Origin of the sequence: Streptomyces sp. NPDC093568 (assembly GCF_044764945.1) — a bacterium.
In the GTDB taxonomy this organism is placed as follows: Bacteria; Actinomycetota; Actinomycetes; order Streptomycetales; family Streptomycetaceae; genus Streptomyces.
The window spans coordinates 410,627-434,680 of sequence record NZ_JBIWJD010000005.1 but is presented as its reverse complement, the minus strand read 5'-3'; the positions used below and the strand labels follow the sequence as shown (position 1 = coordinate 434,680).

Sequence of the window (24,054 nt, the reverse complement as noted above, 5' to 3'; positions counted from 1 at the left end):
CCCGCGACACCCCTCACCCGCTCACCCGCGGATCACTGAGAGCCGCGGAACTCCGGCCCCTCCACGATCAGCCCCGCCACCAGCGCGCCCGACATCCCGGCGTGCGGCAGCCCGCCGCCCGGGTGGGACCAGCCGCCGACCGTGAACAGCCCCGCTACGGCCGTGCTGTTGGACGGGTGCAGCAGACGTCCCCGCGCCGCGGCCAGCGCGGGTGCCGGAACCGCTCCGCCCCGCACCCCGGTCACCTCCGCGATGTCGGCGGGAGTGCGCACCTCGTGCCAGAGCAGCCGGTCGCGCAGGTCCGGCACGGCACGCTCGGCGACCGTGATCAGGTGCTCGGCCTGCCGGTCGAAGATCTCAGGTCGCGCCCCGCTCCCGTCGGGCTGTGCCGGAACCGTCGACGAGAGCGTGACCGCCTCATGGCCGGCGTCCGGAACCAGCGCCGGGTCGTCCGGCCGCAGGACGGTCACCGTGGGACGCGCGGCAGGGGCGCCCGCCCCGAACAGAGCGTCCAACTCGGCCGCACGGTCCTGCGCGTGCACCACCGTGCGGTGCGCCGCGCCTTCCGGGCGGCCGCCGCGCAGCGCCAGCAGCACGGTCAGCCGGCTCGCCGCCGCGCGCTGGGGCGCGACCCCGCCCTCGCCGCGCACCGCCGTGCCCCGCAGGAGGTGGTCGAGCACGCCCGGCGCGACCCCGGAGACCACGAAGTCGGCTTCGACCACCGATCCATCGGCCAGCTCGAGTCCCGCCGCCCGGCCGTCCTTCTCCAGGATCGCGGAGACCTCCGCGCCGAAGCTGAACTCGACCTTCCGGGCCACACACCGCTCGTGGACCGCCCGCGCCAACTCCCTTGTGCCGCCCCGCACATACCAGGTGCCGAAGGCGTGCTCCAGATACGGCAGCACCGCCGCGCTCGCCGGAGCGGCGCCGGGGTCCAGGCCGTAGGCGAGGGCGTGGCTCTCCAGCAGGGCGACGAGCCGGGGGTCGCGCAGCTCCCAGGCGCCGACCTCGGCGAGCGTGCCCGCGCGGCGGGTGCGCAACAGCCGCTTGTGGGGGACCGACGGATACGGCTCGCGCTCGGCCAGCACCTGCCAGTTGGGCCACAGGGGCTCCTCCAGCAGCGGTCTGCGCGTGCGGTCCCAGGCCTCGCGGGCGCGGACCAGGAAGTCGCCCCAGCGTCCGCCCGTGCCGGCGCCCAAGGCCTCGTCCAGGGCGGCCACGACACCCGCGCGCGAGGCGTTCGGCAGCGAGACCTCGGTGCCGTCCGCGAAGACGTGCCGCGCGGACGGGTCGACCTGGACCAGCTCGACGCAGGCCTCCAGCGGCTCCTTGCCGGTCTTGATGAACAGATCGCGGTACACGGCGGGGAGCGGGAGCAGTCCGGGTCCCGTGTCGAAGCCGAAGCCGTCCCGCTCGAAGCGGCGCACCGCTCCGCCGTACGTCTCCGCACGCTCGTACACCGCCACCCGGTGGCCCGCGACGGCCAGCCGGGCGGCGGCCGCCATGGCGCCCATGCCGGCGCCGATCACCGCAATCCTTGCCATGTCAGGGACTTTATCGGCCGTCACCGACAACGGCGGCCGGGCCTCGGGGCGGCGGCCCGGCTGAGCCGGCGGCGGCTCAGCCGGGCCGCTGGGCCACCGCGTGCGCGAGCCGCTTCTCCGCCCGGCGCTCGGCCCTGCGGCGCAGGAAGCGGCGGATCCGCGAGATCATGAAGTAGAGCAGGAACAGCCCGGCGAGCAGCAGCGCGCCCGCGACGCAGGCCGCCGCGACGGGATGGAAGATCGCGAAGGTGATGATCGCGGCCACCCCGAGATCCTCGGCGAGGCTCACCACGACGTTGCTGAACGGCTCGGGCGAGGTGTTGACCGCCATCCGCGTCCCGGCCTTGACCAGATGGCTCAGCAGCGCCGTGGAACCGCCGACGGCCCCCGCCGCCAGCTCCGGCACCGATCCGCTCTGCCCGGCGAGCAGCGCCGCGACGACCGCGCCCGACACCGGCCGGATCACCGTGTGCACCGAGTCCCACGCCGAGTCGACGTACGGGATCTTGTCGGCGACGGCCTCGCACAGGAACAGCACGCCGGCCGCGATCAGGACGTCGGGCCGTTGCAGTGCGTCGGGCACCTCGTCGCTCAGCCCCGTCGCCCCGAACATGCCGAGCAGCAGCACGACGGCGTAGGCGTTGATGCCGCTGGCCCAGCCGCTTGTGAACACCAGAGGGAGTACAGACACGGGGGCGATCGTAACCAGTCGGCGACACCCGGTCCTGGGGGTGAGTGCGCAGCTCTGAGTACGCGTACCTAGCCGGTGAGATGAGTACGCGCGCGGATGGGTCGCGACCTGCGTGAACGAGAGAGTGGAGGCACGGAGAAGGGGAACGGCTCCGGCACCGGCGACACGGGGCGCCGGAACGGAGCGTCCCCGGATCCGCTCCTTCCGCCGGCCTGGTGTCGGCGGGAGTGAGACCGGGGGACCCGGGGGAACGACCGAACGGGGGTCCAGGGGGACACGGGGGAGTACGGGGGAACGGGGGAGCGCCGGTTCGAGTGTGGCCCGCGGGGGACGCGGCCACACCCGGACCGGCGCTTTCGTGTGCGCGCGTGCGCCGGGCGCCTCAGCGGCGTCCGCTCACCCGGCCCTGCAACAGCCGGGACAGCGCCGCGTGCACGTCGTCCAGGGACCGCTCCGGCTGGAAGGACTGCCAGTCCAGGGCGGCCACCAGGACCATGCCCACCAGAGCCGCGGCGGTCAGCGGGACGTCGATCTCGTCGCTGAACTCGCCGCTCTCCACGCCCTCGCGCAGCACGCCCTCGACGACCGCCACGGCCTGCTGCCGGACCACCATCAGCGTGGACTGCCAGGCCCGGTTGGTCCGCCACAGCTCGGCGACGTACAGCTGGGTGAAGGACGGGTAGCGCTCGATGAAGACCAGCCCCGCGCGGATCATCGCGTCCAGGGCGTCCACCTTGTCGCCGCCCTGCCGTGCGGTCTGCTCGGCGGCCTCGCGCAGGGAGACGGTGAGCAGGCCCACTCCGTGCCGCAGCAGCTCCTCGAAGAGGACCGACTTGCTCGCGAAGTTGTAGTAGACCGTGCCCTTCGCCACCCCGGCCCGCTCGGCGATCTCGTCGACCGTGGTGGCGGAGAAGCCCTGCTCGGCGATGAGGGTGACGGCCGCCTCGTAGAGCTTCTGCCGGGTGGCCTCACGGCGTGTGCTGCCGCCCGACGCGGCGTTGCTGCTTTCCATGCGCCTGATTGTCCCGCGCCCGCTCACAGGCTCAGCTCCGGGTGCAGCCGGTCGAGCGTCCACACCTGGCGGCGACGGGCCGACACCGCGGTCAGCGCGAGGGCGCCCGCGGTGAAGGCGACGAGCACCGCGCACGCCTGCCACACCGGTCCCAGACCGCCGCCCGTGATGAGCCTCCTGAGGGCCTCCACGACGTAGCTCATCGGGAGGAAGGGGTGCAGCGCGTTGAAGAAGCCCGGGCTGGTCTGCACCGGGTAGGTGCCGCCCGCGGAGGTCAACTGGAGCATCAGCAAGGCCAGGACCAGGATCCGGCCCGCCGCCCCGAAGCGCGCGTTGAGCCACTGCACGATCGCCGCGAAGCACGCGGTCACCAGGAACAGGAAGCCGACCGTCCCGGCCGCCCGCGCCATCTGGAGCCCGACGGCCCAGTGGAGCACCGACATCAGGGCGATGGTCTGGAGCACCCCGATCGCCACCACGGGCAGCCATCCGGCCAGCGCGATCCGCCACGCCGGGGCGCCCGCGGCGAGCGCGCGCCGGTTCATGGGCGCGATCAGCATGTACGCCACCATCGCGCCGACCCACAGGGACAGCGGGATGAAGTACGGGGCGAACCCGGTGCCGTAGTTGGGCGCCTTGTGCAGATCGCTGGAGAGGAGCTGGACCGGGTCGGCCATCACCTCGGTGCGCTGGTCGCGGTCCTTCTTGTCGTAGTCCGGGATCCGTCCCGCACCGTCGTGCAGCCCGTCCGAGAGCTTCCCGGAGCCGTCGACGAGCTTGTAGATGCCGCCGTTGAGGTCGTACGCCCCCGTCTTCAACTCGCCCACACCGCTGTCCAGGTCGGCCGCGCCGCCCTTCGCGTCGCCGAGCCCCGTGTGCAGCTTCCTGGCGCCGGCGGCGACCTTCGCGGCTCCCTGGTTCAGCTTGTTGATCCGGCTGACGGCGTCGTCGAGGTCCTCGGAGAGCCGGGGCGCGCGGTCGGCGAGCGCCTGGGACTGCTTCTGGAGGGTGGCGAGGTGCTTGTCGAGCTTCTTCAGGTCGCCGTTCTGGTCGGCGATCAGCGTGTTGAGGTCGTCGGCGATCGTCGCCACGTCCGCGGCCGACTGCCGGGCCTTCTTCAGGTCGGCGCAGGCCGGGTCGGGCAGGACGGCGTCCTCGCAGCGCGCCCGGTAGACGGTGTCCAGCACGTCGGACGCCGTGTGGGCCTTCCTGGCGGCGCCCGGAGCCCGCTCCACCAGGTCGTCGAGGTTGTCGCGGATCGCCGCAGAGGTGTGGGCGACCAACTGGGCGGTGTCCCCAATGGTCTTCTCGTTGTCCTTGAGGAACGGGCCGATCTTCCCGTTGATGCCGTTGACCTTGTCGGCCAGCGTCTGCGTGCCCTGCGCGACCTGCCGGGAGCCGTCCTCCAGGTCGCCCGCGCCCTTGTTGAGCTTGCGCAGACCGGTGGACAGCTTGCCGCTGCCCGCCTTGGCGTCCTTCAGCCCGTCGGCGAGGTCCTTGGAGCCCTTCTCCGCCTTCCCGATGCCGCCTTCGAGCCGGTCGGCCCCATTGGCGGCCTTGACCGTGGCGCCGTGGATGTCGGAGAACGACACGAAGATCCGGTCCAGGAACGACCGCGACGCCTTCGTGGACGCGGCCTCGCGCACCTCGCCGAAAACCGTCCGCGAGATCTGCCCGACGATGTAGTTGTTCGCGTCGTTCGTACGGACCTGAAGGGCGCCCGTCTCCGGCGTGTTCCCCGCGCTGGAGGCGATCCGCTCGCTGAAGTCGGCCGGCATGGTCAGCGACAGGTAGTAAGTGCCGTCCTCGACGCCCTTCTCGGCCTCGGCGGCGCTCACCTCGCGCCAGTCGAAGACGTCGCTCTCGCGCAGCCCCTTGGTGATGTCGTCGCCGGCCGTCAGCTTCTCGCCCTCGACGGCCGCCCCCTTGTCGTCGTTCACGAGCGCCACGGGGATCTTGTCGAGACGGCCGTACGGGTCCCAGAACGACCACAGGTACAGGGCGCCGTACAGCAGCGGGAGCACCAGCAGCGCGACCAGGGCGGCACGCGGCAGCTTCCCCCGGCCGAAGCGCCTCAGCTCAAGCGCGGCCAGCCTCGGCGAGCGCATCGGCGGCCTCCTTTCCGTCGGTCTTTCCGTCGGTTCCGTCGGTTCCGTCGGTTTCCGAGTCGTCCTGGGTCTCTTCGGCGTCGTCGGCCGTGGCCTGCGTGGACACCTTTACCGTGCCGTCCGGGGCTTCGCTGCACACCGCCACGACCGTGGTCCCGGCCTCGGCGAGCGACTTCAACAGCGCCCAGATGTCGGCCCGTTCGGCGTCCGAGAGCTTCAGGTCGGTGTCGTCCACGCCGAGCAGCCGCGGGCGGGCGATCAGGGCCAGCGCGAGCGACAGCCGCAGCGCCTCCGAACGCTCCAGATCCCGTACGGCCGTACGGCCGCCTTTGGGCAGCGACTCCAGGTCGAGGCCGGCCGCCGTCAGCGCGGCGTCGATCCGCAGCCTCTCCTCGGTCCGCCGCTCGGCGCGCGGGCCGAACAGGGCGCGCAGCGAGTCGCCGAACCGCCGCTGGAGCAGCGCCCGTTCGCGCAGGTGCTCGGCGACGGTCAGGGCCTGGTCCAGGTCGGTCACACCCGGGACGTGGGCCAGCGCGCTGACGCGCCGGACGGCCGCCATGCGCTTGGGCAGTGCCGCTCCGTCCACGGACGCGGTGCCCTCGGTGGGCTTCATCCGTCCCGTGAGCGCCAGCAGCAGGGACGTACGGCCGGTGCCGGACGGCCCCTCGATCGTGATCAGCGAGCCGGGCTCCGCCTCGAAGGAGACCCCGCGGAACGCCCATCCGCGGGGTCCTTCGAGCCCGAGGCCCTGGGCCGTGACGCCGACTCCGGTCACGGTTCCCCCCATCCCTGCCCCTCCAATATTTGAACTGACTGGTCAGTGCAAAAACTAGTCCGAACTCGCGCTCGAAGCAAAGTCGCAGGTCAGAACGGATTGTCAGTGCCATACCTCACGATGGGCACATACGGCATCCCGTATCGGGCATGCCGTCACACAGACGACAGGAGGTTCGTCATGGCCAGCTATCACGCAGCAGCCGCCCGCCGGCGCCGCGCCACCGGCCCTGCCCCCTCACTGACCGGCCCGGCGAGCGACGTGCACCCCGTGCTCCGCCGGACCACGGCCCCGCCCGCCGCCCTCGACCTGCTCGCCCAGGCCCGTGCAGGACTGGACGAGGCAGCCGTGCTGGAAACGTCGAACGAGCGCTACGCCACCGCCCACCTCGCCGCCCTGCGCACCGCCGCCGCCGTGCTCGCCGCGCGGGGCCGCCCGGAGCCCACGTCCAGGCGCCGGGCCCGCATCCGGAGCGCCTGGGAAGTGCTCCCCGAAATAGCGCCCGAACTCACCGAGTGGAGCGCCCTGTTCGCCTCGGGTGCCCGGCGCCGCGCCCGGGCCGAGGCCGGCATCCAGGGCGCGGCCAGCCGCCGGGACGCCGACGACCTGATACGCGACGTGGCGATGTTCCTGCGCCTCGTCGAGCGGATGCTGGTGCTCCAGCCCGTCCTGCCCCAGCCCCGCGCGGACGCGGACAGGGGGGAGGCGGACGGCACGGGCCACGCACGCGACGACATGCCGGACGCGGGCTGACCGGGCGGGTTCCCGGACGGCGTTCACGGACGGCGTTCACGAGGTGAGACGGTCGGCGTCGCCTGGCACCGCGATGGCCGGTCGGGGCGTCGTAGGCAATAGGGTGGAAGGCGCCTGAAGCCTTCCACCCCGTGACCCGGGGGAGGCAGCCCGTTCGCTCCGCCGCGCAGACGGCGGTGCCGCGCCGAGGAGTCAAATCGCCGTGTCGGACCCGATGCGCCCGCCCGTCGCCCACCAGCACCCTCAAGCGACGTCGCTGCGCTCCGACCCCTCCCGCCCCCGCGCGGCTCTCCGTACCGCCGTGGTCTGGGAGGTCCTCCAGGACGCCCTCGACCGCCGGGTCAAGGCCACGGGCCGTCAGGCGCTGGACGTACTCGACACCGGAGGCGGCAGCGGCAACTTCGCCGTACCCCTGGCCCGCCTCGGCCACCGCGTCACCGTCGTAGACCCCAGCCCGAACGCGCTCTTCGCCCTTGAGCGGCGCGCCGCCGAGGCCGAGGTCGCCGACCGGGTGAAGGGCGTCCAGGGCGACGCCCACGGCCTGTTCGACGTGGTCGAGCGCGGCGGGTACGACGTCGTGCTGTGCCACGGCGTCCTGGAGTACGTCGACGACCCCGCCGAGGGCGTTCGCAACGCGGTGGCCGCCCTGCGCTCCGAGGGCGTCCTCAGCCTGCTCGCCGCCGGCCTCGGTGGTGCCGTGCTGGCGCGGGCCCTCGCCGGTCACTTCAAGGAGGCCAAGCAGGCCCTCGAGGACCCGGACGGCCGCTGGGGCCAGGGCGACCCGATGCCGCGCCGGTTCACGGCCGAGCAGCTCACCGAGCTGGTCGAGCGGGCCGGTCTGCGCGTCGGCGCCGTGCACGGGGTGCGGATCTTCGCCGACCTGGTCCCCGGGGTGCTGGTGGACACCGAGCCCGGGGCGCTGGAGGCACTGCTGAAGCTGGAGGAGGCCGCGGCCGAGCTGTCCGCGTTCCACTCGGTGGCCACCCAGCTCCATGTGCTCGGTGAGACGGGGGAGACCGCCGAGGCCTGAGCCGCCCGCTGTGAGCGTGCCGCGGGGGTGCGCCTTGATCAGGGCCTTGGCTGCACATGGAGTACACCACAGGCCCCCCGATCGGGCGCTCGTCGCCGTATGATCGAGGGAGACCGTTCCGGCATGACGGGTCGGCTGCTGGGGAATGAAGATCTCAGCGAGCCGGGCGTCCATGCCGGAGCCCGGTTGGCCAATTGGCGTAGAGGGGCGGGTTTCACGGGGGCGATTCCCTGCCTATCCTGAAGGGACCCCCCGGGTCGCCCCGGCGACTGCACGATGAGGAGGACTCCGTGCCGCTCTCGGAGCACGAGCAGCGAATGCTCGAGCAGATGGAGCGAGCGCTGTACGCCGAAGATCCCAAGTTCGCGACAGCGCTTGAGGGAAGCGGGCTGCGTACGTACACCCGGCGACGGGTCTACCAGGCGGTCGCGGGCTTCCTCGTAGGTATCGCGCTCCTCATGGCTGGAATGGTCGCCAAGCAGGTGTGGCTCAGTGTGGTGGGCTTCCTCGTCATGCTGGGCTGTGCGGTACTCGCGGTGACCGGCTGGCGCAAGGCCCCCAAGCCGGGCGAACAGCCCGCGGGCGGCCCGCAGGCACGTCGCCAGCCACGCCAGAAGCGCTCCATGATGGACCGTATCGAACAGCGCTGGCAGCGCCGCCGTGACGAACAGGGCGGCCATTAGCTCGACGAGCAGCTCCTGAACACACGCAGGGGGTGACCACCGACCGGGTGGTCACCCCCTGACGTATGCCTCGGTGACGTCGCCTCGGTGACGTATGCCCCGGTGACGTATGCCCCGGTCCGGGAGTGGCTCGCGGAGCCGCTCCCGGACCGGGGAACCGTCACCCCTGCTGCTGTCCGGGCGACGAAGGCCTCCGCAGCGTCGGCCGGGCCGCCGCCGCGCGCCGCTTGATGTCGGCCCACCGGTCGGTCAGCGCCCACACCACCCGCACGCTGGACCGAGGCGCCAGCAGAGCCCGCAGTTTCGTCGACCAGCCGGCCTTGGACCGCAGGTCGGACGCGACGCCGCGCACGTCCTGAGCGAGGCCGGCCGTCGGCCGGGGGCTCGGGGCGTAGAGGACCTGTTCCACCGCGTCGGCGACCCGGTGCACCGAGTCCGCCGCCGGTGGATCGAGCAGACCCAGGCGGACGATGCGGGCGGCCGTCTTGCGGGGCGTCTGGGAGTCGTCCGGCGGGATGCCGAAGTCCCAGGCGGTGTCCGTCAGTTCCTGCCAGACCGCCAGCGTGTGGAGCGACACCTCCGCCTCCGTACGCCCGTGCGCTCCCAGCCGCCTCGCTCTCGTCCGCAGCCGCCACAGCATCGGCGCCGACGGGATCAGCAGCGCGGCCGCCCCGCCCAGCACCCAGGCCACGAGGACGTACCACCGCGGGCCGTCACCGCCGACGGCCACCGCGGCCTGCGGGGACTCACTGGCGCACAGCTCGGGCTTCTGCCCGGCGCAGCTCTCGCTCGTCGAGGGGGTCGCGGACGGCCCCGTGCTCGTCGACTGCGAGGGCCGGGCCACGTCCGGGAGGGTGGAGCCCGGGGTGTCCGACTGCGTGTACGACGGCACCGAGCCACGGGTCGGCGTCGGCTCGAAACGGGTCCAGCCCACGCCCTCGAAGTACAGCTCCGGCCAGGCGTGCGCGTCCCGCAGCCCCACCGAGACCGAGCCGTCGCCCTGCGGGGTGCCGGGCGCGAAGCCCACCGCGACCCGGGCCGGTATGTCCAGCGAGCGGGCCATCGCCGCCATCGCGAAGGAGAAGTGGACGCAGAATCCCTGCTTGTCCTTCAGGAAGCGGGCGATGGCCTGCGGGCCGCTGCCGACCTTCACGTCGGTGTCGTACTGGAACCCGCCGTTGACGGCGAAGTACTCCTGAAGCTTGACCGCCTGCTCGTAGTGACTGCTGGCGCCCTCCGTGACCTCACGTGCGGTCCTGCGGACCGCCGACGGCAGCGAGTCGGGCAGCTCGGTGAACTCACGCTTCAGCGCGGCAGGCGGCTCCGGCGCCTCGGCGAGCTGCTCCGCCGTCGGCTGCACGTCCAGGCTGCGCACGGTGTACGTCTCCCCGCGCGTGGTCTGACGCCGGTCGCCGACGACCGTCATCCCGAGCGGTTCGTACCGCCAGTTGCCGATGATGTCCACGCCGCTCGGCGGGTACGGCATCGGCAGCCAGTTCTGCGCGTACCAGTCCGCCGCCGAGACGGTCGTCACGACCTCCGCGCGCCGGACCTCCGCGCCGAGGCCGAAGGGCGTGGGGAACTTGTCCGGCACGGCCTCGATGCTGCGCTTGGACGGCTGCCAGGTGGTGCCGTCGAAGTCGTCCAGGGACACGATCCGCAGGTACAGGTTCGACAGGTCCGCCGTGTTGGTCTTCAGGGACAGGACCTCGCGGTCCTCGTCCACGTTCAGACTGTCGCGCAGCGACACCAGCGGGTTCACCGCGGATATCGTGCCCCCGCCGCCACGGCCCGAGCCCACCCCGGTGCCCGCGGCGTCCAGCAGGCCGCCGTTCATGGCGGGCAGGGCGAGCGGCACCACCAGGGCGACGCCCAGCGCGACCATGCCGATGCGCCGCCCGGTGCGGACCGGCGCCACCGCGCCGCCGCCGGGCTCACCGCCGGGCGTCCGTGGCGCTCCGCCGAAGACCCGGCCCCACTGCGAGAGCCGGTCGCGACCCTCGGCCAGGAGCAGCATCAGATAGCCCGCTGCGGCGACCAGGAACCACAGCCAGTCCGCGCCGCCCTCGGACAGCCCCGCCGCCACCGAGTACAGCGCCAGCAGCGGCAGCCCGGCCGGCGCGGCGCTGCGGAACGTCACCGCGAGGGTGTCCACCGCCAGACCTATGATCAGCACGCCGCCGATGAGCATCAGCCGGATGCCGTCCGACAGCGGCGCCGGGATCGAGTACCGGCTGACGTCGTCCGCGCCGGCCTGCAGCAGGTCGCCGAAGTGACGGAAGGCCTCCGGGCCGGGGATCACACCGATGATCGCCTGCTGGTGGGCGAAGGTCAGGGTCAGCAGCATCAGCGCGGCGAGCGCCTGCGCCGCCACCGTCAGCGGCCGGGCCAGCGGCACCCGCCGGGTCGCCATGCCGACGCCCGTCTGGACCGCCAGCAGGAAGATCGCCTGCATCAGCCAGGTGACCGGCGAGACCAGCGGCAGCAGGGCGCACGAGGCCATCAGCGTCGCCGCCGCGGCGCACAGCGCCATCCGTGTCCGCCCGCTCATGCCGCTCCCCCCTCGCCGCGCAGGCCACCGGCCGCGGCGGCGTCCGTGCGCGCGCGGTCGGCCTGGCGCCACAGCTCGTTCAGCGAGGCGCTCCGCGGCACGCTCAGGGCCGTCCAGCCCGCCTCCCGCAGCATCCGCAGCCGCTCCTCGCTCCTGTCCAACGCGCCGGGCACATCGCTCGGTTCCCGCACCCAGGACCCGCTGTCCAGGACGAACGCCACCGCGCCGCCGCTGCGCTGACGCATCTTGGCGGCCACCGCCGCCTGCTCCTCGTCGAGGTCGCCGAAGAAGGCGACCAGCAGCCCCTCGTTGCCGCCGCGCAGCACGTCGTACGCGCGCGACAGGCCCGTACCGTCGGAGTGGTCGATCACCGCGAGGGTGTCCATCATCAGCCCGGCCGCGTCCGCCGACTCCTGGCTGGCGCCCGCGAACCCGTCGGTGCCCTCGCCGGGCACCGAGCTGCCCGTGTCGGTCAGCAGCCGTACGGAGAAGCCCCGCTCCAGCATGTGGACCAGCACCGACGCCGTGCCCGACACGGCCCACTCGAAGGCCGAGTCGGGGCCCGCGCCCTGGAAGGCCAGGCCGCGGGTGTCCAGCAGCACCGTGCAGCGGGCGCGCTGCGGCTGCTCCTCGCGGCGCACCATCAGCTCGCCGTAGCGGGCGGTGGAGCGCCAGTGGACGCGGCGCAGGTCGTCGCCGTAGCGATAGCCGCGCGGGATCACGTCGTCCTCGCCGGCCAGTGCCAGCGAGCGCTGCCGGCCGTCGCCGTATCCCTTCGCCTCCCCGCTGAAGCGCACCGGCGGCAGCGGCTCCACCCGCGGGATGACCGTGAGGGTGTCGTACGACGAGAACGAGCGGGTCAGCTCGCACATGCCGAACGGGTCGCTCAGCCGCAGCTGCAAGGGGCCCAGCGGGTAGCGGCCGCGCAGGTCGGAACGGACCCGGTAGGACACCTCGCGGCGGCCGCCCGGCTCGACGCGGTCCAGCACGAAGCGCGGTCGCGGGCCGAGGACGTACGGCACCCGGTCCTGGAGCATCAGCAGGCCGGTGGGCAGCCGGGAGACGTTGTCCATCCGCAGGTGCACCCGGGCCTCGCTGCCGGCGGGCACGCGCGCGGGGGAGAGCCGGCGGCTGCCCGCGACCCGGTAGCGGGTGCGGTACAGCACCGTCGCGCAGACCAGGGGCAGCACCGCGAGCAGCAGTCCGACACGCAGCAGATCGCTCTGGCCGAGTACGTAGGCGCAGACGGCGGCCGCGACACCGGCGGCCAGGAACGAGCGGCCGCGCGTGGTCAGACCGGCCAGTGCCGTGCGGACCCCGCTCTTGTCGCCCTGGTCCGGCTCGGCCTGGCCGGTACTGCCGGAGGTCATCCGAGCCTCCGCGGCGGCTGCTGGCCGTACGCGGTGGCGCCGCGGCCGAGACCGCCGAAGCCGCTCTGCTGGTGCGGAGCCGCGGGCACCGGGGTGCGCTGGAGGATCTCCTGGACGACCTGCTCGGACGTCCGGCGGTTGAGCTGGGCCTGCGCGGTGGGCAGCAGGCGGTGGGCGAGGACGGCGACCGCGAGGGCCTGCACGTCGTCCGGCAGCGCGTACTCCCGGCCGCTGAGGGCCGCCGACGCCTTCGCCGCGCGCAGCAGGTGCAGCGTCGCGCGCGGGGAGGCGCCGAGTCTGAGGTCGGGGTGGTTGCGCGTGGCCGAGACCAGGTCCACCGCGTACCGGCGGACCGGCTCGGCGACGTGCACGCCGCGCACCGCGTCGATCAGCTTCACGATGTCGTGCGCGTGCGCCACCGGCTGAAGGTCCTCCAGCGGCGAGGCGCCGCCGTGCACGTCCAGCATCTGCAGTTCGGCCTCCACGCTGGGGTAGCCGACGGAGACGCGGGCCATGAAGCGGTCGCGCTGGGCCTCGGGCAGCGGGTAGGTGCCCTCCATCTCGACCGGGTTCTGCGTCGCCACCACCATGAAGGGGCTCGGCAGCTCGTAGGTCTGCCCGTCGATCGTGACCTGGCGCTCCTCCATGGACTCCAGCAGCGCGGACTGCGTCTTCGGCGAGGCGCGGTTGATCTCGTCGCCGATCACGATCTGCGCGAAGATCGCACCGGGCTTGAACTCGAAGTCCTTGCGCTGCTGGTCCCAGATGGACACACCCGTGATGTCCGACGGCAGCAGGTCCGGCGTGAACTGGATGCGCCGCACCGAGCAGTCGATGGACCGCGCCAGTGCCTTCGCGAGCATGGTCTTGCCCACGCCGGGGACATCCTCGATCAGAAGATGCCCCTCGGCGAGCAGTACGGTCAGCGAAAGCCGTACGACCTCGGGCTTGCCCTCGATCACACCCTCCACGGAACTGCGGACCCGCTCCACAGTCGCGGTCAGATCAGTGAGGCTCGCTCGATCGTCATAGGTCGTCACCCGGCCCTCCTCGGCCCGTTCTTTCCGGGCCGACGCTTATCCACGCGGACCGGCCCACCCCTGGAACACGGACACCACGCGTGAAACGTTCCGCGTGCTGCCACCCTCGCATTCTTGCTGCCGTTACCGATTCGTGTCACTCGCCTGTGGACAACTGCCTGCGATATGTCGCGTCTTACGGCCTTTTGGGCACGCCCGAGCGCAAATTGACAGCCAAACGACAGCTACCAGGGAAGGTTACGCGGGTCCGAGGCGGCGCCTACGCGGGGTCGATCTCGCGCAGCAGACCCGTCTTCACGTCGAAGACGAAGCCCCGCACCTCGTCGGTGTGCAGCAGGAACGGCGAGGTCCGCACGCGCTGCATCGACTGCCGTACGTCCTGGTCGACGTCCCGGAAGGCCTCCACCGCCCAGGCCGGACGCTGGCCGACCTCCAGCTCCAGCTCGTTGCGGAAGTCCTCGGTGATGCTCTCCAGGCCGCAGCCCGTGTGGTGGATCAGGACGATGCTGCGGGTGCCGAGCTTGCGCTGGCTGATCGTCAGCGAGCGGATCACGTCGTCCGTGACCACCCCGCCCGCGTTGCGGATGGTGTGGCAGTCGCCCAGCTGCAGACCGAGCGCGGCGTGCAGGTCGAGGCGGGCGTCCATGCAGGCCACGACGGCGACGTGCAGGACGGGACGGGCGTCCATGCCCGGGTCGGTGAAGGCGGCGGCGTAGCGCTCGTTGGCGTCGACGAGACGGTCGGTGACCGTGCCGCTGCGGACTATCGCACTGTCGGGGCCGGTGGGAACCGATGCAGAAGTCGTCATACCCATGACGTTACTGGTCACGTCCAGGCCGGTCCTGTTGTGAGAGGGGACAAAGAACGTCATTGAGGCTTGTTGTGAGCTAACCCACGGGGGTGGCGTGAGTGCGCCCATACGAGCCATTTTCCGGGCCGGGCGTCCTCGGGGGAACCCGAAGCGGCGACGCGCAGGCCGGTTGATTGACCGCGCGACACCGTGGACTAAAGTGACGCGAAGCGGGAGGCGAGACTCCCTGCTGGACTGTTTACCCCGGAGACCCCGGCGATTTTTCCGGAGATCTCCCCGCGTGCGCGGCGCGTACGTACGGCTCGGCCTCCTCCCGCTCCCGGCCGGCTGACGCTTTTGGCGCCGGCAGGCCTCCCCTTCACGAGCGGGCGGGGACCCGGCGGTGCGTACGGCGTCGGATCAGAGAGGGCCCCTTGAGTCACAGTCGACACGTCCCGGTGATGCTCCAGCGGTGCCTGGACCTGTTGGCCCCCGCCCTCAGACGCCCGGGAGCGGTCGTCGTCGACTGCACGCTCGGGCTCGGCGGCCACAGCGAGGCGCTCCTGACGCAGTTCCCCGAGGCCCGGCTCGTCGCCCTCGACCGCGACAAGGAGGCCCTGCGGCTGTCCGGAGAGCGGCTCGCCCCGTACGGGGAGCGCGCGACCCTGGTGCACGCGGTCTACGACGAGCTCCCGGAGGTGCTGGCCAGGCTCGGCCTCCCGCGCGTGCAGGGCGTCCTGTTCGACCTGGGCGTCTCGTCCATGCAGCTCGACGAGGCCGACCGCGGCTTCGCCTACGCCCAGGACGCCCCCCTCGACATGCGCATGGACCAGACGACCGGCATCAGCGCCGCCGAGGTCCTCAACACCTACCCGCCCGGTGAGCTGGTGCGGATCCTGCGCGCGTACGGCGAGGAGAAGCAGGCCAAGCGGATCGTCGGCGCGATCGTGCGGGAGCGCGAGAAGGAGCCGTTCAGCAACAGCGCCCGGCTGGTGGAACTGATCCGGGACGCGCTGCCCCAGGCGGCCAAGCGCACCGGCGGCAATCCGGCCAAGCGCACCTTCCAGGCGCTGCGCATCGAGGTCAACGGCGAGCTCTCCGTGCTGGAGCGGGCGATCCCGGCGGCGGTGGAGGCCCTCGACGTCGGCGGGCGGATCGCCGTGCTGTCGTACCACTCGCTGGAGGACCGCCTGGTCAAGCAGGTGTTCGCGGCCGGAGCCGCCAGCACCGCACCGCCCGGACTCCCCGTCGTCCCCGAGCGTTACCAGCCGCGGCTCAAGCTGCTGACGCGCGGTGCCGAACTTCCCACGGAGGAAGAGGTCGCCGAGAACCGGCGCGCGGCACCCGCGCGTCTGCGTGGGGCCGAGCGGATCAGGGAGTCCATCGAATGAGAGGCGCGAGGCGGGGGCGGGCGCCCGGGACCAGGACTCGGACCCGGGAGTTGGAAAACCGGACTCAGGGGAGGGTGAGTGAGTAGGAAACCCGAACTGAGGGGGCGGGCCGCCCGGCTCGCGCGGCTCTTCCCTCCAGGCGCCGCACAGGCCGCCCGCGCCCCCTTCGTCCTTCTCGTCGTCCTGCTCCTCGGAGGCGGACTCATCGGCCTCCTCGTGCTGAACTCCGCCCTCAGCGAGGGCGCGTTCAAGCTCGACGACATCCAGCGGGAGACGAAGTCCCTCACCGACGAGGAACAGTCCCTCCAGCGGGACATCGACGCCTACTCCGCACCGGACGCCCTGCAGCGCCGGGCCCGCGAACTGGGCATGGTCCCGGGCGGCGACCCCGCCTTCCTCAACCCGGACGGCACGGTCAAGGGCGTCCCCAGCGCCGCGCCCAGCGCCCAGACCGGCGGCCTCAGCCCCCTCGTCGTCGCCCCCGAGGCCCTCGCCGGCGACCCGGCGACGCCGGTCACCTCCGGCTCCTCCACCACGCCGGCCGGGGCCACGCCCGAGCCCGCGACCCCCGAGGGCGCGCCGCAGTACGTACCCGCCCAGCAGCCCACCGCGTCCGCCCCGTCCGCCCAGTCCTCCACGTACCCGACCCCCGGCAGGTGACGGAAGTGTCCGACAGGGAACCGCCACGCCGCCGCGTGCCCGGACCCGCCAAGCCCGCCCGCGCCGGCGGCGCCCAGCGGCGGCCCGGCCCCGGCGCCCGCCCGGCCCGCCGCCCGGGACGGCCCCGCCCCGGGGCCGCCGGCACCATCCGGCTCGGCAGCCCCCGTCCCCGGCTGCGCATGGTCGGAGTGGCCCTGACCCTCGTCCTGATCGCCTTCGTCGTACGGCTGCTCCAGGTGCAGGGCGTCGACGCGAGCACCTACGCCGCCAAAGCCCAGAAGAACCGCTACGTCGGCTACACCCTGGCCGCCGAGCGCGGCGGCATCATCGACCGCAACGGCGTGGCCCTCGCGGCCAGCGTGGACGCGTACGACATCACCGCCGACCCCACGCTCTTCTCCCGCCGGCAGCTGAAGATCGACGACGGCCCCGAGCAGGCGGCCGCCCTCCTCGCGCCGATCCTCGGCCAGGACCAGGAGAAGATCGTCAACAAGCTCCGGCCCGCCAACAAGAACCTGCGCTACACCCTGCTGGCCAGCCGTCAGACCCCGCAGGTCTGGAAGCAGATCAAGGACCTGAAGAACGCGCTGGCCACGAAGGCGGAGAAGGACAAGAGCACGGCCAACGTCCTCGCGGGCGTCCTGTCGGTCGCCAGCAGCAAGCGCGTGTACCCCAACGGCGACCTCGCCGCCGGGATACTGGGCTGGGTCAACGCCGACGGCAAGGGCGGCGGCGGGATCGAGCAGCAGCTGAACGAGGAGCTGTCCGGCAAGGACGGCGAGATCCGCTACGCCCAGTCCGGCGGCCGGCAGGTGCCGACCGTGGGCTCCACCGAGACGCCCGCCGTGCCCGGCAGCGACGTCGAGCTCACCATCGACCGCGACATCCAGTGGGCCGCGCAGAACGCGATCACCAAGCAGGTGCAGGAGTCCCGGGCCGACCGCGGCTATGTGATCGTCCAGGACACCCGCACCGGCGAGATCCTCGCCATGGCCAACTCGCCCGGCTTCGACCCGAACGACCTCTCCGAGGCCAGCAGCGCCAACATGGGGAACGCCGCCCTCCAGGACGCCTACGAGCCCGGCTCCACCGCGAAGGTCATGTCGATGGCCGCCGTGCTGGAGGAGGGGGTGGCCACGCCCGGCACGCATGTCATCGTGCCCAACCGGCTGCACCGCGGCGACCGGCTCTTCAAGGACGACATCGACCACGACACCTGGTACCTCACGCTCAACGGCGTGCTCGCCAAGTCCAGCAACATCGGCACGATCCTCGCCACCGGCCAGCTCGGCAAGACCCAGCAGACGTCCAACAAGGTCCTCTACGACTACCTGCGCAAGTTCGGCCTCGGCAGCTACACCGGCCTCGGCTTCCCCGGCGAGACCCGGGGCATCCTCGCCGCCCCGGACAAGTGGTCGACCTCGCAGCAGTACACGATTCCTTTCGGCCAGGGCCTGTCCCTCAACGCGATGCAGGCGGCCTCGATCTACTCGACGATCGCCAACGGCGGCGTACGGGTCGAGCCGACGCTCGTGCGCGGCATCGAGGGGCCCGACGGGCAGTTCACCGAGGCGGAGAAGCCCAAGAAGTCGCGGGTCATCAGCGCCAAGACGGCGAAGACCCTCGCCCAGATGCTGGAGTCCGTGGTGGACGACGAGGAGGGCACCGGCAACAAGGCGCGCATCCCCGGCTACCGGGTCGCGGGCAAGACGGGTACGGCGAACCGCGTGGATCCGGCCACCGGAAAGTACCGCGGCTACACCTCCTCCTTCGCCGGTTTCGCGCCCGCCGACAACCCCCGGATCACGGTCTACTGCGCCATCCAGAACGCCACCCAGGGCAACTACTTCGGCGGCCAGATCTGCGGCCCGATCTACAAGCAGGTGATGGAGTTCGCGCTGAAGACCCTCCAGGTCCCGCCGACCGGGGCCAAGCCCGCCAAGCTCCCGGTCGCCTACAAACCCTGACAACCCTGATCAGCACCGAGCAGCCAGGAACCACCTCGTGACAACGATCACCCCGGACCCCGGGAACCAGCCTCCGCCCCGCCCCTCACTTCGCTCCGAGGCGGGTACGCCCGGTACGCTCACCGCCGTGCCACACGCTGATCAGTCCCAAACCACCCAGAAGGGGCAGCCCGTGACATATCCGGGACCGCCCAGGCCGGCCCACGTCTCCGCCACACCCCTCGCGGAGCTCGCCGATCAGCTGGGTGCCCCCGCGCCTGCGGGCACCGACGGCGCCGCCGAGGTCACGGGCATCACCCACGACTCGCGCGCCGTCCGCCCCGGCGACCTGTACGCCGCCCTCCCGGGCGCCCGCCTGCACGGCGCCGACTTCGTCACGCAGGCCGCAGGCCTCGGCGCGGCCGCCGTCCTGACCGACGCGACCGGCGCCGAACGCGCCGCGGAGACCGGCCTGCCGGTCCTGGTGGTCGAGGACCCGCGCGGGCAGATGGGCGAGCTGGCGGCCACGATCTACGGCCATCCGGGCCGCGATCTGCTCCAGATCGGCATCACCGGCACCTCCGGCAAGACCACCACGGCCTACCTCGTCGAGGGCGGCCTGAAGACGCTCAGGTCGACCGGCCTGATCGGCACGGTCGAGATGCGCATCGGCGACGAGCGCATCAAGTCCGAGCGCACCACCCCCGAAGCGACCGACCTGCAAGCCCTGTTCGCCGTCATGCGCGAGCGCGGCGTCGACGCGGTCGCGATGGAGGTCTCCAGCCACGCGCTGGTCCTCGGCCGGGTCGACGGCTGCGTCTTCGACATCGCGGTGTTCACCAACCTCAGCCCGGAACACATGGAGTTCCACTCCGACATGGAGGACTACTTCCGGGCCAAGGCGCAGCTGTTCACGCCGAAACGCAGCAGGCTCGGCGTCGTCAATCTCGACGACGAGTACGGCCGCAGGCTCGCCGAGGAGGCGACCGTCCCGGTCGTCACCTACTCCGCCGAGGGCCACCCCGACGCCGACTGGCGCGCCGAGGACGTCCAGGTCGGCCCGATGGACGCGACGTTCACGGTGATCGGCCCCAAGGGCGAGCGGATCGCCGCCACTTCGCCGCTGCCGGGCCCCTTCAACGTGGCGAACACCCTCGCCGCCGTCGTCGCCCTGGCCGCCGCCGGCATCGACGCGCAGACCGCGGCCGACGGCGTCGCCGCCGTGCCGGGCGTGCCGGGCCGCCTGGAGCGCGTGGACGCCGGGCAGCCGTATCTCGCGGTCGTGGACTACGCCCACAAGACCGACGCCGTCGAGTCGGTCCTCAAGGCGCTGCGCAAGGTCACCGAGGGCAAGGTGCACATCGTGCTCGGCTGCGGCGGGGACCGCGACAGGACCAAGCGGGAGCCCATGGGCGCCGCCGCGGCCAGGCTCGCCGACACCGCCGTACTGACCTCCGACAACCCCCGCTCCGAGGACCCCCTCGCGATCCTCGCGACCATGCTCCAGGGCGCGGCGTCCGTGCCGGCGCACGAGCGTGGCGAGGTCCAGGTCTTCGAGGACCGGGCCGCCGCGATCGCCGCCGCCGTCGCGCGCGCCCGGCCCGGGGACACCGTGCTGGTCGCGGGCAAGGGCCATGAGCAGGGCCAGGACATCGCCGGAGTGGTCCGTCCCTTCGACGACCGCCAGGTGCTTCGCGAAGCTATCCAGAAGACCCAGGGATGAACTTGTGATCGCCCTCTCTCTCGCCGAGATCGCAGAAGTCGTCGGCGGGCAGACGCACGACATACCGGATCCGTCGGTCCAGGTCACCGGATCCGTCGTCCGGGACTCCCGTGAGGTGGAGCCCGGCAGCCTCTTCGTCGCCTTCGTCGGTGAGCGGGTGGACGGCCACGACTTCGCCGAGGCCGTCGTCGCGGCCGGCGCGGTGGCCGTCCTGGGCTCCCGGCCCGTGGGCGTGCCCGCGATCGTCGTGGCGGATGTCCAAAAGGCCCTCGGCGCCCTCGCCCGCCATGTCGTCCAGCGGCTCGGCGCGACCCTCGTGGCGCTGACCGGCTCGGCCGGCAAGACCAGCACCAAGGACCTGATCGCCCAGGTGCTCCAGAGCAAGGCGCCCACCGTGTTCACGCCGGGCTCGCTCAACAACGAGATCGGGCTGCCGCTGACCGCCCTCAGCGCCACCGACGAGACGAGGTTCCTCGTCCTGGAGATGGGCGCCCGCGGCATCGGCCACATCCGCTACCTCGCCGACCTGACGCCCCCGAAGATCGGCCTGGTGCTGAACGTCGGCACCGCCCACATCGGCGAGTTCGGCGGCCGCGAGCAGATCGCCCAGGCGAAGGGCGAGCTCGTCGAGGCGCTGCCGGCCGACGGTGCCGCGATCCTCAACGCAGACGATCCCCTCGTACGGGCCATGGCCTCCCGTACGAAGGCGAAGGTGATCCTTTTCGGAGAGTCCGGCGAAGCGGACGTTCGCGCCGAGAACGTGCGACTCACGGACAGCGGACAGCCTTCCTTCATGCTTCACACACCCTCCGGGTGCAGCGATGTGACCATGCGCCTGTACGGTGAGCACCACGTGTCGAACGCGCTCGCCGCGGCCGCCGTCGCCCATGAGCTGGGCATGTCCGCAAGTGAGATCGCCACCGCGCTCTCCGAGGCGGGCTCCCTCTCCCGCTGGCGTATGGAGGTCACCGAGCGCCCGGACGGCGTGACAGTCGTCAACGACGCCTACAACGCGAACCCCGAGTCCATGCGGGCCGCCCTCAGGGCGCTGGCGGCCATGGGCGCCGGGCGCCGTACGTGGGCGGTGCTCGGCAAGATGGCCGAGCTCGGGGACGAGGCGCTCGCCGAGCACGACGCGGTCGGACGGCTCGCCGTCCGGCTCAACGTCAGCAAGCTCGTCGCGGTCGGGGGCAGGGAAGCGTCCTGGCTGCAACTGGGCGCATATAACGAGGGTTCGTGGGGTGAGGAGTCGGTGCACGTGTCCGACGCACAGGCGGCGGTCGACCTGTTGCGCAGCGAGTTGCGCCCAGGGGACGTCGTGCTCGTGAAGGCGTCCCGTTCGGTCGGTCTGGAGAGTGTCGCCGAGGCGCTGCTCGCGGGCGGTACCCAGGGTGAGGTTGCCGCCCGATGATGAATCAGATCCTGTTCTCAGGAGTCATTGGCCTCTTCCTCACCCTGATCGGCACCCCGCTGCTGATCAAGCTGCTGGCCCGCAAGGGCTACGGCCAGTACATCCGGGACGACGGCCCGCGCGAGCACCACAGCAAGCGCGGTACGCCGACCATGGGCGGTATCGCCTTCATCCTGGCCACGATCGCCGCGTACTTCCTGTCCAAGCTGATCACCGGCAAGCCGCCGACGTTCTCCGGCGTCCTGGTGCTCGGCCTGATGGCCGGCATGGGTCTGGTCGGCTTCCTGGACGACTACATCAAGATCGTCAAGCGTCGTTCGCTGGGTCTGCGGGCCAAGGCCAAGATGGCCGGCCAGCTGCTCGGCGGTATCGCCTTCGCGGTGCTCTCGCTCCAGTTCGCGGACAACCGGGGCAACACCCCGGCCTCCACCAAGCTCTCCTTCGTGCAGGACTTCGGCTGGTCCATCGGCCCGGTGCTGTTCGTCATCTGGGCGCTGTTCATGATCCTCGCCATGTCGAACGGCGTGAACCTGACGGACGGCCTGGACGGCCTCGCCACCGGCGCCTCCGTGCTGGTCTTCGGCGCCTACACCTTCATCGGCGTCTGGCAGTTCCAGGAGTCCTGCGCCAACGCCCAGACGCTCGCCAACCCGGGTGCCTGTTACGAAGTGCGAGATCCACTCGACCTCGCCGTCGTCTCCTCGGCGCTGATGGGTGCCTGCCTCGGCTTCCTGTGGTGGAACACGTCCCCCGCCAAGATCTTCATGGGTGACACCGGCTCGCTGGCCCTCGGCGGCGCGCTCGCCGGCCTCGCCATCTGCTCGCGCACCGAGCTGCTGCTCGCCATCCTCGGCGGCCTGTTCGTACTGATCACCATGTCGGTGGTCATCCAGGTCGGCTCCTTCCGCCTCACCGGCAAGCGCGTCTTCCGGATGGCGCCACTCCAGCACCACTTCGAACTCAAGGGCTGGTCCGAAGTCCTTGTGGTGGTCCGCTTCTGGATCATTCAGGGCATCTGTGTGATCGTCGGACTGGGCCTCTTCTACGCGGGATGGGCAGCGGACAAGTGACCGACTGGCAGGGTAAGAGCGTCACCGTCGCCGGGCTCGGCGTCTCCGGGATCCCGGCGGCCAAGGTGCTGCACGGCCTCGGCGCGAAGGTCACCGTCGTCAACGACGGCGACGACGCACGCGCGCGGGCCCAGGCGGCCGAACTCGAGGCGCTGGGCATCGCCGTACGCCTCGGTGACGGGGCGACCCTGCCCGAAGGCACCGAACTGATCGTCACCGCGCCCGGCTGGAAGCCGGACAAGCCGCTGTTCGCGGCGGCTCGTGACGCGGGCGTCGAGATCTGGGGCGACGTCGAGCTCGCCTGGCGGCTGCGCGGCCCGGACGCCGCGCCCTGGCTGGCCGTCACCGGCACCAACGGCAAGACCACGACCGTCCAGATGCTGGCCTCCATCCTGAAGGCGGCGGGCCTGCGCACCGCCGCCGTCGGCAACATCGGCGTCTCCCTGCTGGACGCGGTGCTCGGCGAGGAGCAGTACGACGTCCTCGCCGTCGAGTTGTCCAGCTACCAGCTCCACTGGGCGCCCTCGCTGCGCGCCCACTCGGCCGCCGTGCTGAACCTCGCGCCCGACCACCTCGACTGGCACGGCTCCATGGAGGCGTACGCCGCCGACAAGGGCCGTATCTACGAGGGCAATCGCGTCGCCTGCGTCTACAACGTCGCCGAGAAGGCGACCGAGGACCTGGTGCGCGAGGCGGACGTCGAGGAGGGCTGCCGGGCCATCGGGTTCACGCTGGGCACCCCCGGCCCGTCCCAACTGGGTGTCGTCGAGGGCATCCTCGTCGACCGCGCCTTCGTCGAGAACCGGCAGCAGAACGCCCAGGAGCTCGCCGAGGTCTCCGACGTCAACCCGCCGGCCCCGCACAACATCGCCAACGCCCTTGCGGCGGCGGCCCTCGCCCGCGCCTTCGGGGTGCCCCCGCAGGCCGTACGGGACGGGCTGCGGGCCTTCACGCCGGACGCCCACCGCATCGCGCACGTGGCCGACGTGGACGAGGTCGCCTACGTCGACGACTCCAAGGCCACCAACACCCACGCGGCGGAAGCGTCGTTGGCGGCGTACGAGTCGATCGTCTGGATCGCGGGCGGGCTCGCCAAGGGAGCCGTCTTCGACGAACTGGTCGCCAAGTCCGCCGAGCGGCTGCGCGGGGTCGTCCTGATCGGTGCCGATCGTGGCCTGATCCGTGAAGCCCTCGCGCGACACGCGCCGGAAGTACCCGTCGTCGACCTCGACCGGACCGACACTGGGGCGATGCTCGCGGCAGTCCAGGAGGCCCGGCGACTCGCTGTCGCCGGAGACACGGTGCTCTTGGCACCTGCCTGTGCCTCGATGGACATGTTCGCCAACTACAACCAGCGCGGTGACGCGTTCGCGGAGGCGGTCCGCGAACTCGGCGCGGGCGCCTGACGGCGGGTCTCGGCCACAGCGGGTGCTTCGGGACCCTTGGAGGGACGCGTGACTCGGATGTGGCCGGACGGTTCGTACGCCCACGGCGAGGCGGTGAGCG

Annotated in this window: 19 protein-coding genes; 10 read left to right on the top strand and 9 right to left on the bottom strand. The window is 72.0% G+C overall.

Features of this window, described 5'->3' with window-relative positions; translation table 11 throughout:
* Positions 1-32: 32 nt before the first annotated feature.
* From ACIRD7_RS22655 to ACIRD7_RS22635, 5 genes are all read right to left on the bottom strand, one after another.
* Positions 33-1,544: a phytoene desaturase family protein gene (locus tag ACIRD7_RS22655; RefSeq protein WP_403455976.1), complete on the bottom strand. Its 1,512-nt coding sequence runs from the start codon at positions 1,542-1,544 to the stop codon at positions 33-35.
* A gap of 76 nt (positions 1,545-1,620) precedes the next feature.
* The gene (locus ACIRD7_RS22650) at positions 1,621-2,235 is read right to left on the bottom strand and encodes a DUF4126 domain-containing protein (RefSeq protein WP_403455973.1); all 615 of its coding nucleotides are present in this window, start codon (positions 2,233-2,235) and stop codon (positions 1,621-1,623) included.
* A 382-nt stretch (positions 2,236-2,617) separates the two neighbouring features.
* Complete coding sequence (locus ACIRD7_RS22645; protein WP_403455970.1) at positions 2,618-3,247, bottom strand: TetR/AcrR family transcriptional regulator; 630 nt, start codon at positions 3,245-3,247, stop codon at positions 2,618-2,620.
* A 23-nt stretch (positions 3,248-3,270) separates the two neighbouring features.
* Positions 3,271-5,355, bottom strand: coding sequence for a YhgE/Pip family protein (locus ACIRD7_RS22640; protein ID WP_403455967.1), 2,085 nt, complete (start codon positions 5,353-5,355; stop codon positions 3,271-3,273).
* Complete coding sequence (locus ACIRD7_RS22635; protein ID WP_403455966.1) at positions 5,327-6,142, bottom strand: ATP-binding cassette domain-containing protein; 816 nt, start codon at positions 6,140-6,142, stop codon at positions 5,327-5,329. Before ACIRD7_RS22635 ends, ACIRD7_RS22640 begins: the two co-directional genes overlap by 29 nt.
* A gap of 168 nt (positions 6,143-6,310) precedes the next feature.
* Between ACIRD7_RS22635 and ACIRD7_RS22630 the strand changes: the two genes are divergently transcribed.
* From ACIRD7_RS22630 to ACIRD7_RS22620, 3 genes are all read left to right on the top strand, one after another.
* Positions 6,311-6,883, top strand: coding sequence for an SAV_6107 family HEPN domain-containing protein (locus tag ACIRD7_RS22630; protein ID WP_403455964.1), 573 nt, complete (start codon positions 6,311-6,313; stop codon positions 6,881-6,883).
* A 202-nt stretch (positions 6,884-7,085) separates the two neighbouring features.
* On the top strand, positions 7,086-7,913 hold the full coding sequence (locus ACIRD7_RS22625; protein ID WP_403455962.1) for a class I SAM-dependent methyltransferase: 828 nt from the start codon (positions 7,086-7,088) through the stop codon (positions 7,911-7,913).
* A 290-nt stretch (positions 7,914-8,203) separates the two neighbouring features.
* Positions 8,204-8,596, top strand: a complete 393-nt coding sequence (locus ACIRD7_RS22620; RefSeq protein WP_274238306.1) for a DUF3040 domain-containing protein — start codon at positions 8,204-8,206, stop codon at positions 8,594-8,596.
* Positions 8,597-8,756: 160 nt separating this feature from the next.
* Here ACIRD7_RS22620 and ACIRD7_RS22615 read toward each other — a convergent pair whose 3' ends face one another.
* From ACIRD7_RS22615 to ACIRD7_RS22600, 4 genes are all read right to left on the bottom strand, one after another.
* Positions 8,757-11,147 carry a DUF3488 and DUF4129 domain-containing transglutaminase family protein gene (locus ACIRD7_RS22615; RefSeq protein ID WP_403455960.1) on the bottom strand — a complete coding sequence of 797 codons (2,391 nt, stop codon included), beginning with the start codon at positions 11,145-11,147 and terminating at the stop codon, positions 8,757-8,759.
* Entirely contained in the window at positions 11,144-12,517 is a 1,374-nt protein-coding gene (locus tag ACIRD7_RS22610) for a DUF58 domain-containing protein (protein ID WP_403455959.1), read from the bottom strand. Before ACIRD7_RS22610 ends, ACIRD7_RS22615 begins: the two co-directional genes overlap by 4 nt.
* A complete protein-coding gene (locus ACIRD7_RS22605) occupies positions 12,514-13,557 on the bottom strand; it encodes an AAA family ATPase (RefSeq protein WP_403455957.1) in 1,044 nt (347 codons plus the stop codon). Before ACIRD7_RS22605 ends, ACIRD7_RS22610 begins: the two co-directional genes overlap by 4 nt.
* A gap of 259 nt (positions 13,558-13,816) precedes the next feature.
* Positions 13,817-14,365: a beta-class carbonic anhydrase gene (locus ACIRD7_RS22600; RefSeq protein ID WP_403455954.1), complete on the bottom strand. Its 549-nt coding sequence runs from the start codon at positions 14,363-14,365 to the stop codon at positions 13,817-13,819.
* Positions 14,366-14,781: 416 nt separating this feature from the next.
* Between ACIRD7_RS22600 and rsmH the strand changes: the two genes are divergently transcribed.
* From rsmH to murD, 7 genes are all read left to right on the top strand, one after another.
* Positions 14,782-15,738 (top strand): 16S rRNA (cytosine(1402)-N(4))-methyltransferase RsmH, encoded by a 957-nt coding sequence (gene rsmH, locus ACIRD7_RS22595; protein WP_403455951.1) that lies wholly within the window; start codon positions 14,782-14,784, stop codon positions 15,736-15,738.
* 78 nt (positions 15,739-15,816) lie between these two features.
* Positions 15,817-16,398 carry a septum formation initiator family protein gene (locus ACIRD7_RS22590; protein WP_403455949.1) on the top strand — a complete coding sequence of 194 codons (582 nt, stop codon included), beginning with the start codon at positions 15,817-15,819 and terminating at the stop codon, positions 16,396-16,398.
* A 5-nt stretch (positions 16,399-16,403) separates the two neighbouring features.
* Positions 16,404-18,365 (top strand): peptidoglycan D,D-transpeptidase FtsI family protein, encoded by a 1,962-nt coding sequence (locus ACIRD7_RS22585; RefSeq protein ID WP_403455947.1) that lies wholly within the window; start codon positions 16,404-16,406, stop codon positions 18,363-18,365.
* A 172-nt stretch (positions 18,366-18,537) separates the two neighbouring features.
* The gene (locus ACIRD7_RS22580) at positions 18,538-20,067 is read left to right on the top strand and encodes a UDP-N-acetylmuramoyl-L-alanyl-D-glutamate--2,6-diaminopimelate ligase (RefSeq protein WP_403455944.1); all 1,530 of its coding nucleotides are present in this window, start codon (positions 18,538-18,540) and stop codon (positions 20,065-20,067) included.
* Between the two features lie 4 nt (positions 20,068-20,071).
* Positions 20,072-21,478, top strand: a complete 1,407-nt coding sequence (gene murF, locus ACIRD7_RS22575) for a UDP-N-acetylmuramoyl-tripeptide--D-alanyl-D-alanine ligase (RefSeq protein ID WP_403455943.1) — start codon at positions 20,072-20,074, stop codon at positions 21,476-21,478.
* A complete protein-coding gene (gene mraY / locus ACIRD7_RS22570; RefSeq protein ID WP_403455940.1) occupies positions 21,475-22,548 on the top strand; it encodes a phospho-N-acetylmuramoyl-pentapeptide-transferase in 1,074 nt (357 codons plus the stop codon). The genes murF and mraY overlap by 4 nt, the downstream gene beginning before the upstream one ends.
* Positions 22,530-23,954 carry a UDP-N-acetylmuramoyl-L-alanine--D-glutamate ligase gene (murD, locus tag ACIRD7_RS22565; RefSeq protein ID WP_403455937.1) on the top strand — a complete coding sequence of 475 codons (1,425 nt, stop codon included), beginning with the start codon at positions 22,530-22,532 and terminating at the stop codon, positions 23,952-23,954. Before mraY ends, murD begins: the two co-directional genes overlap by 19 nt.
* Positions 23,955-24,054 lie beyond the last annotated feature (100 nt).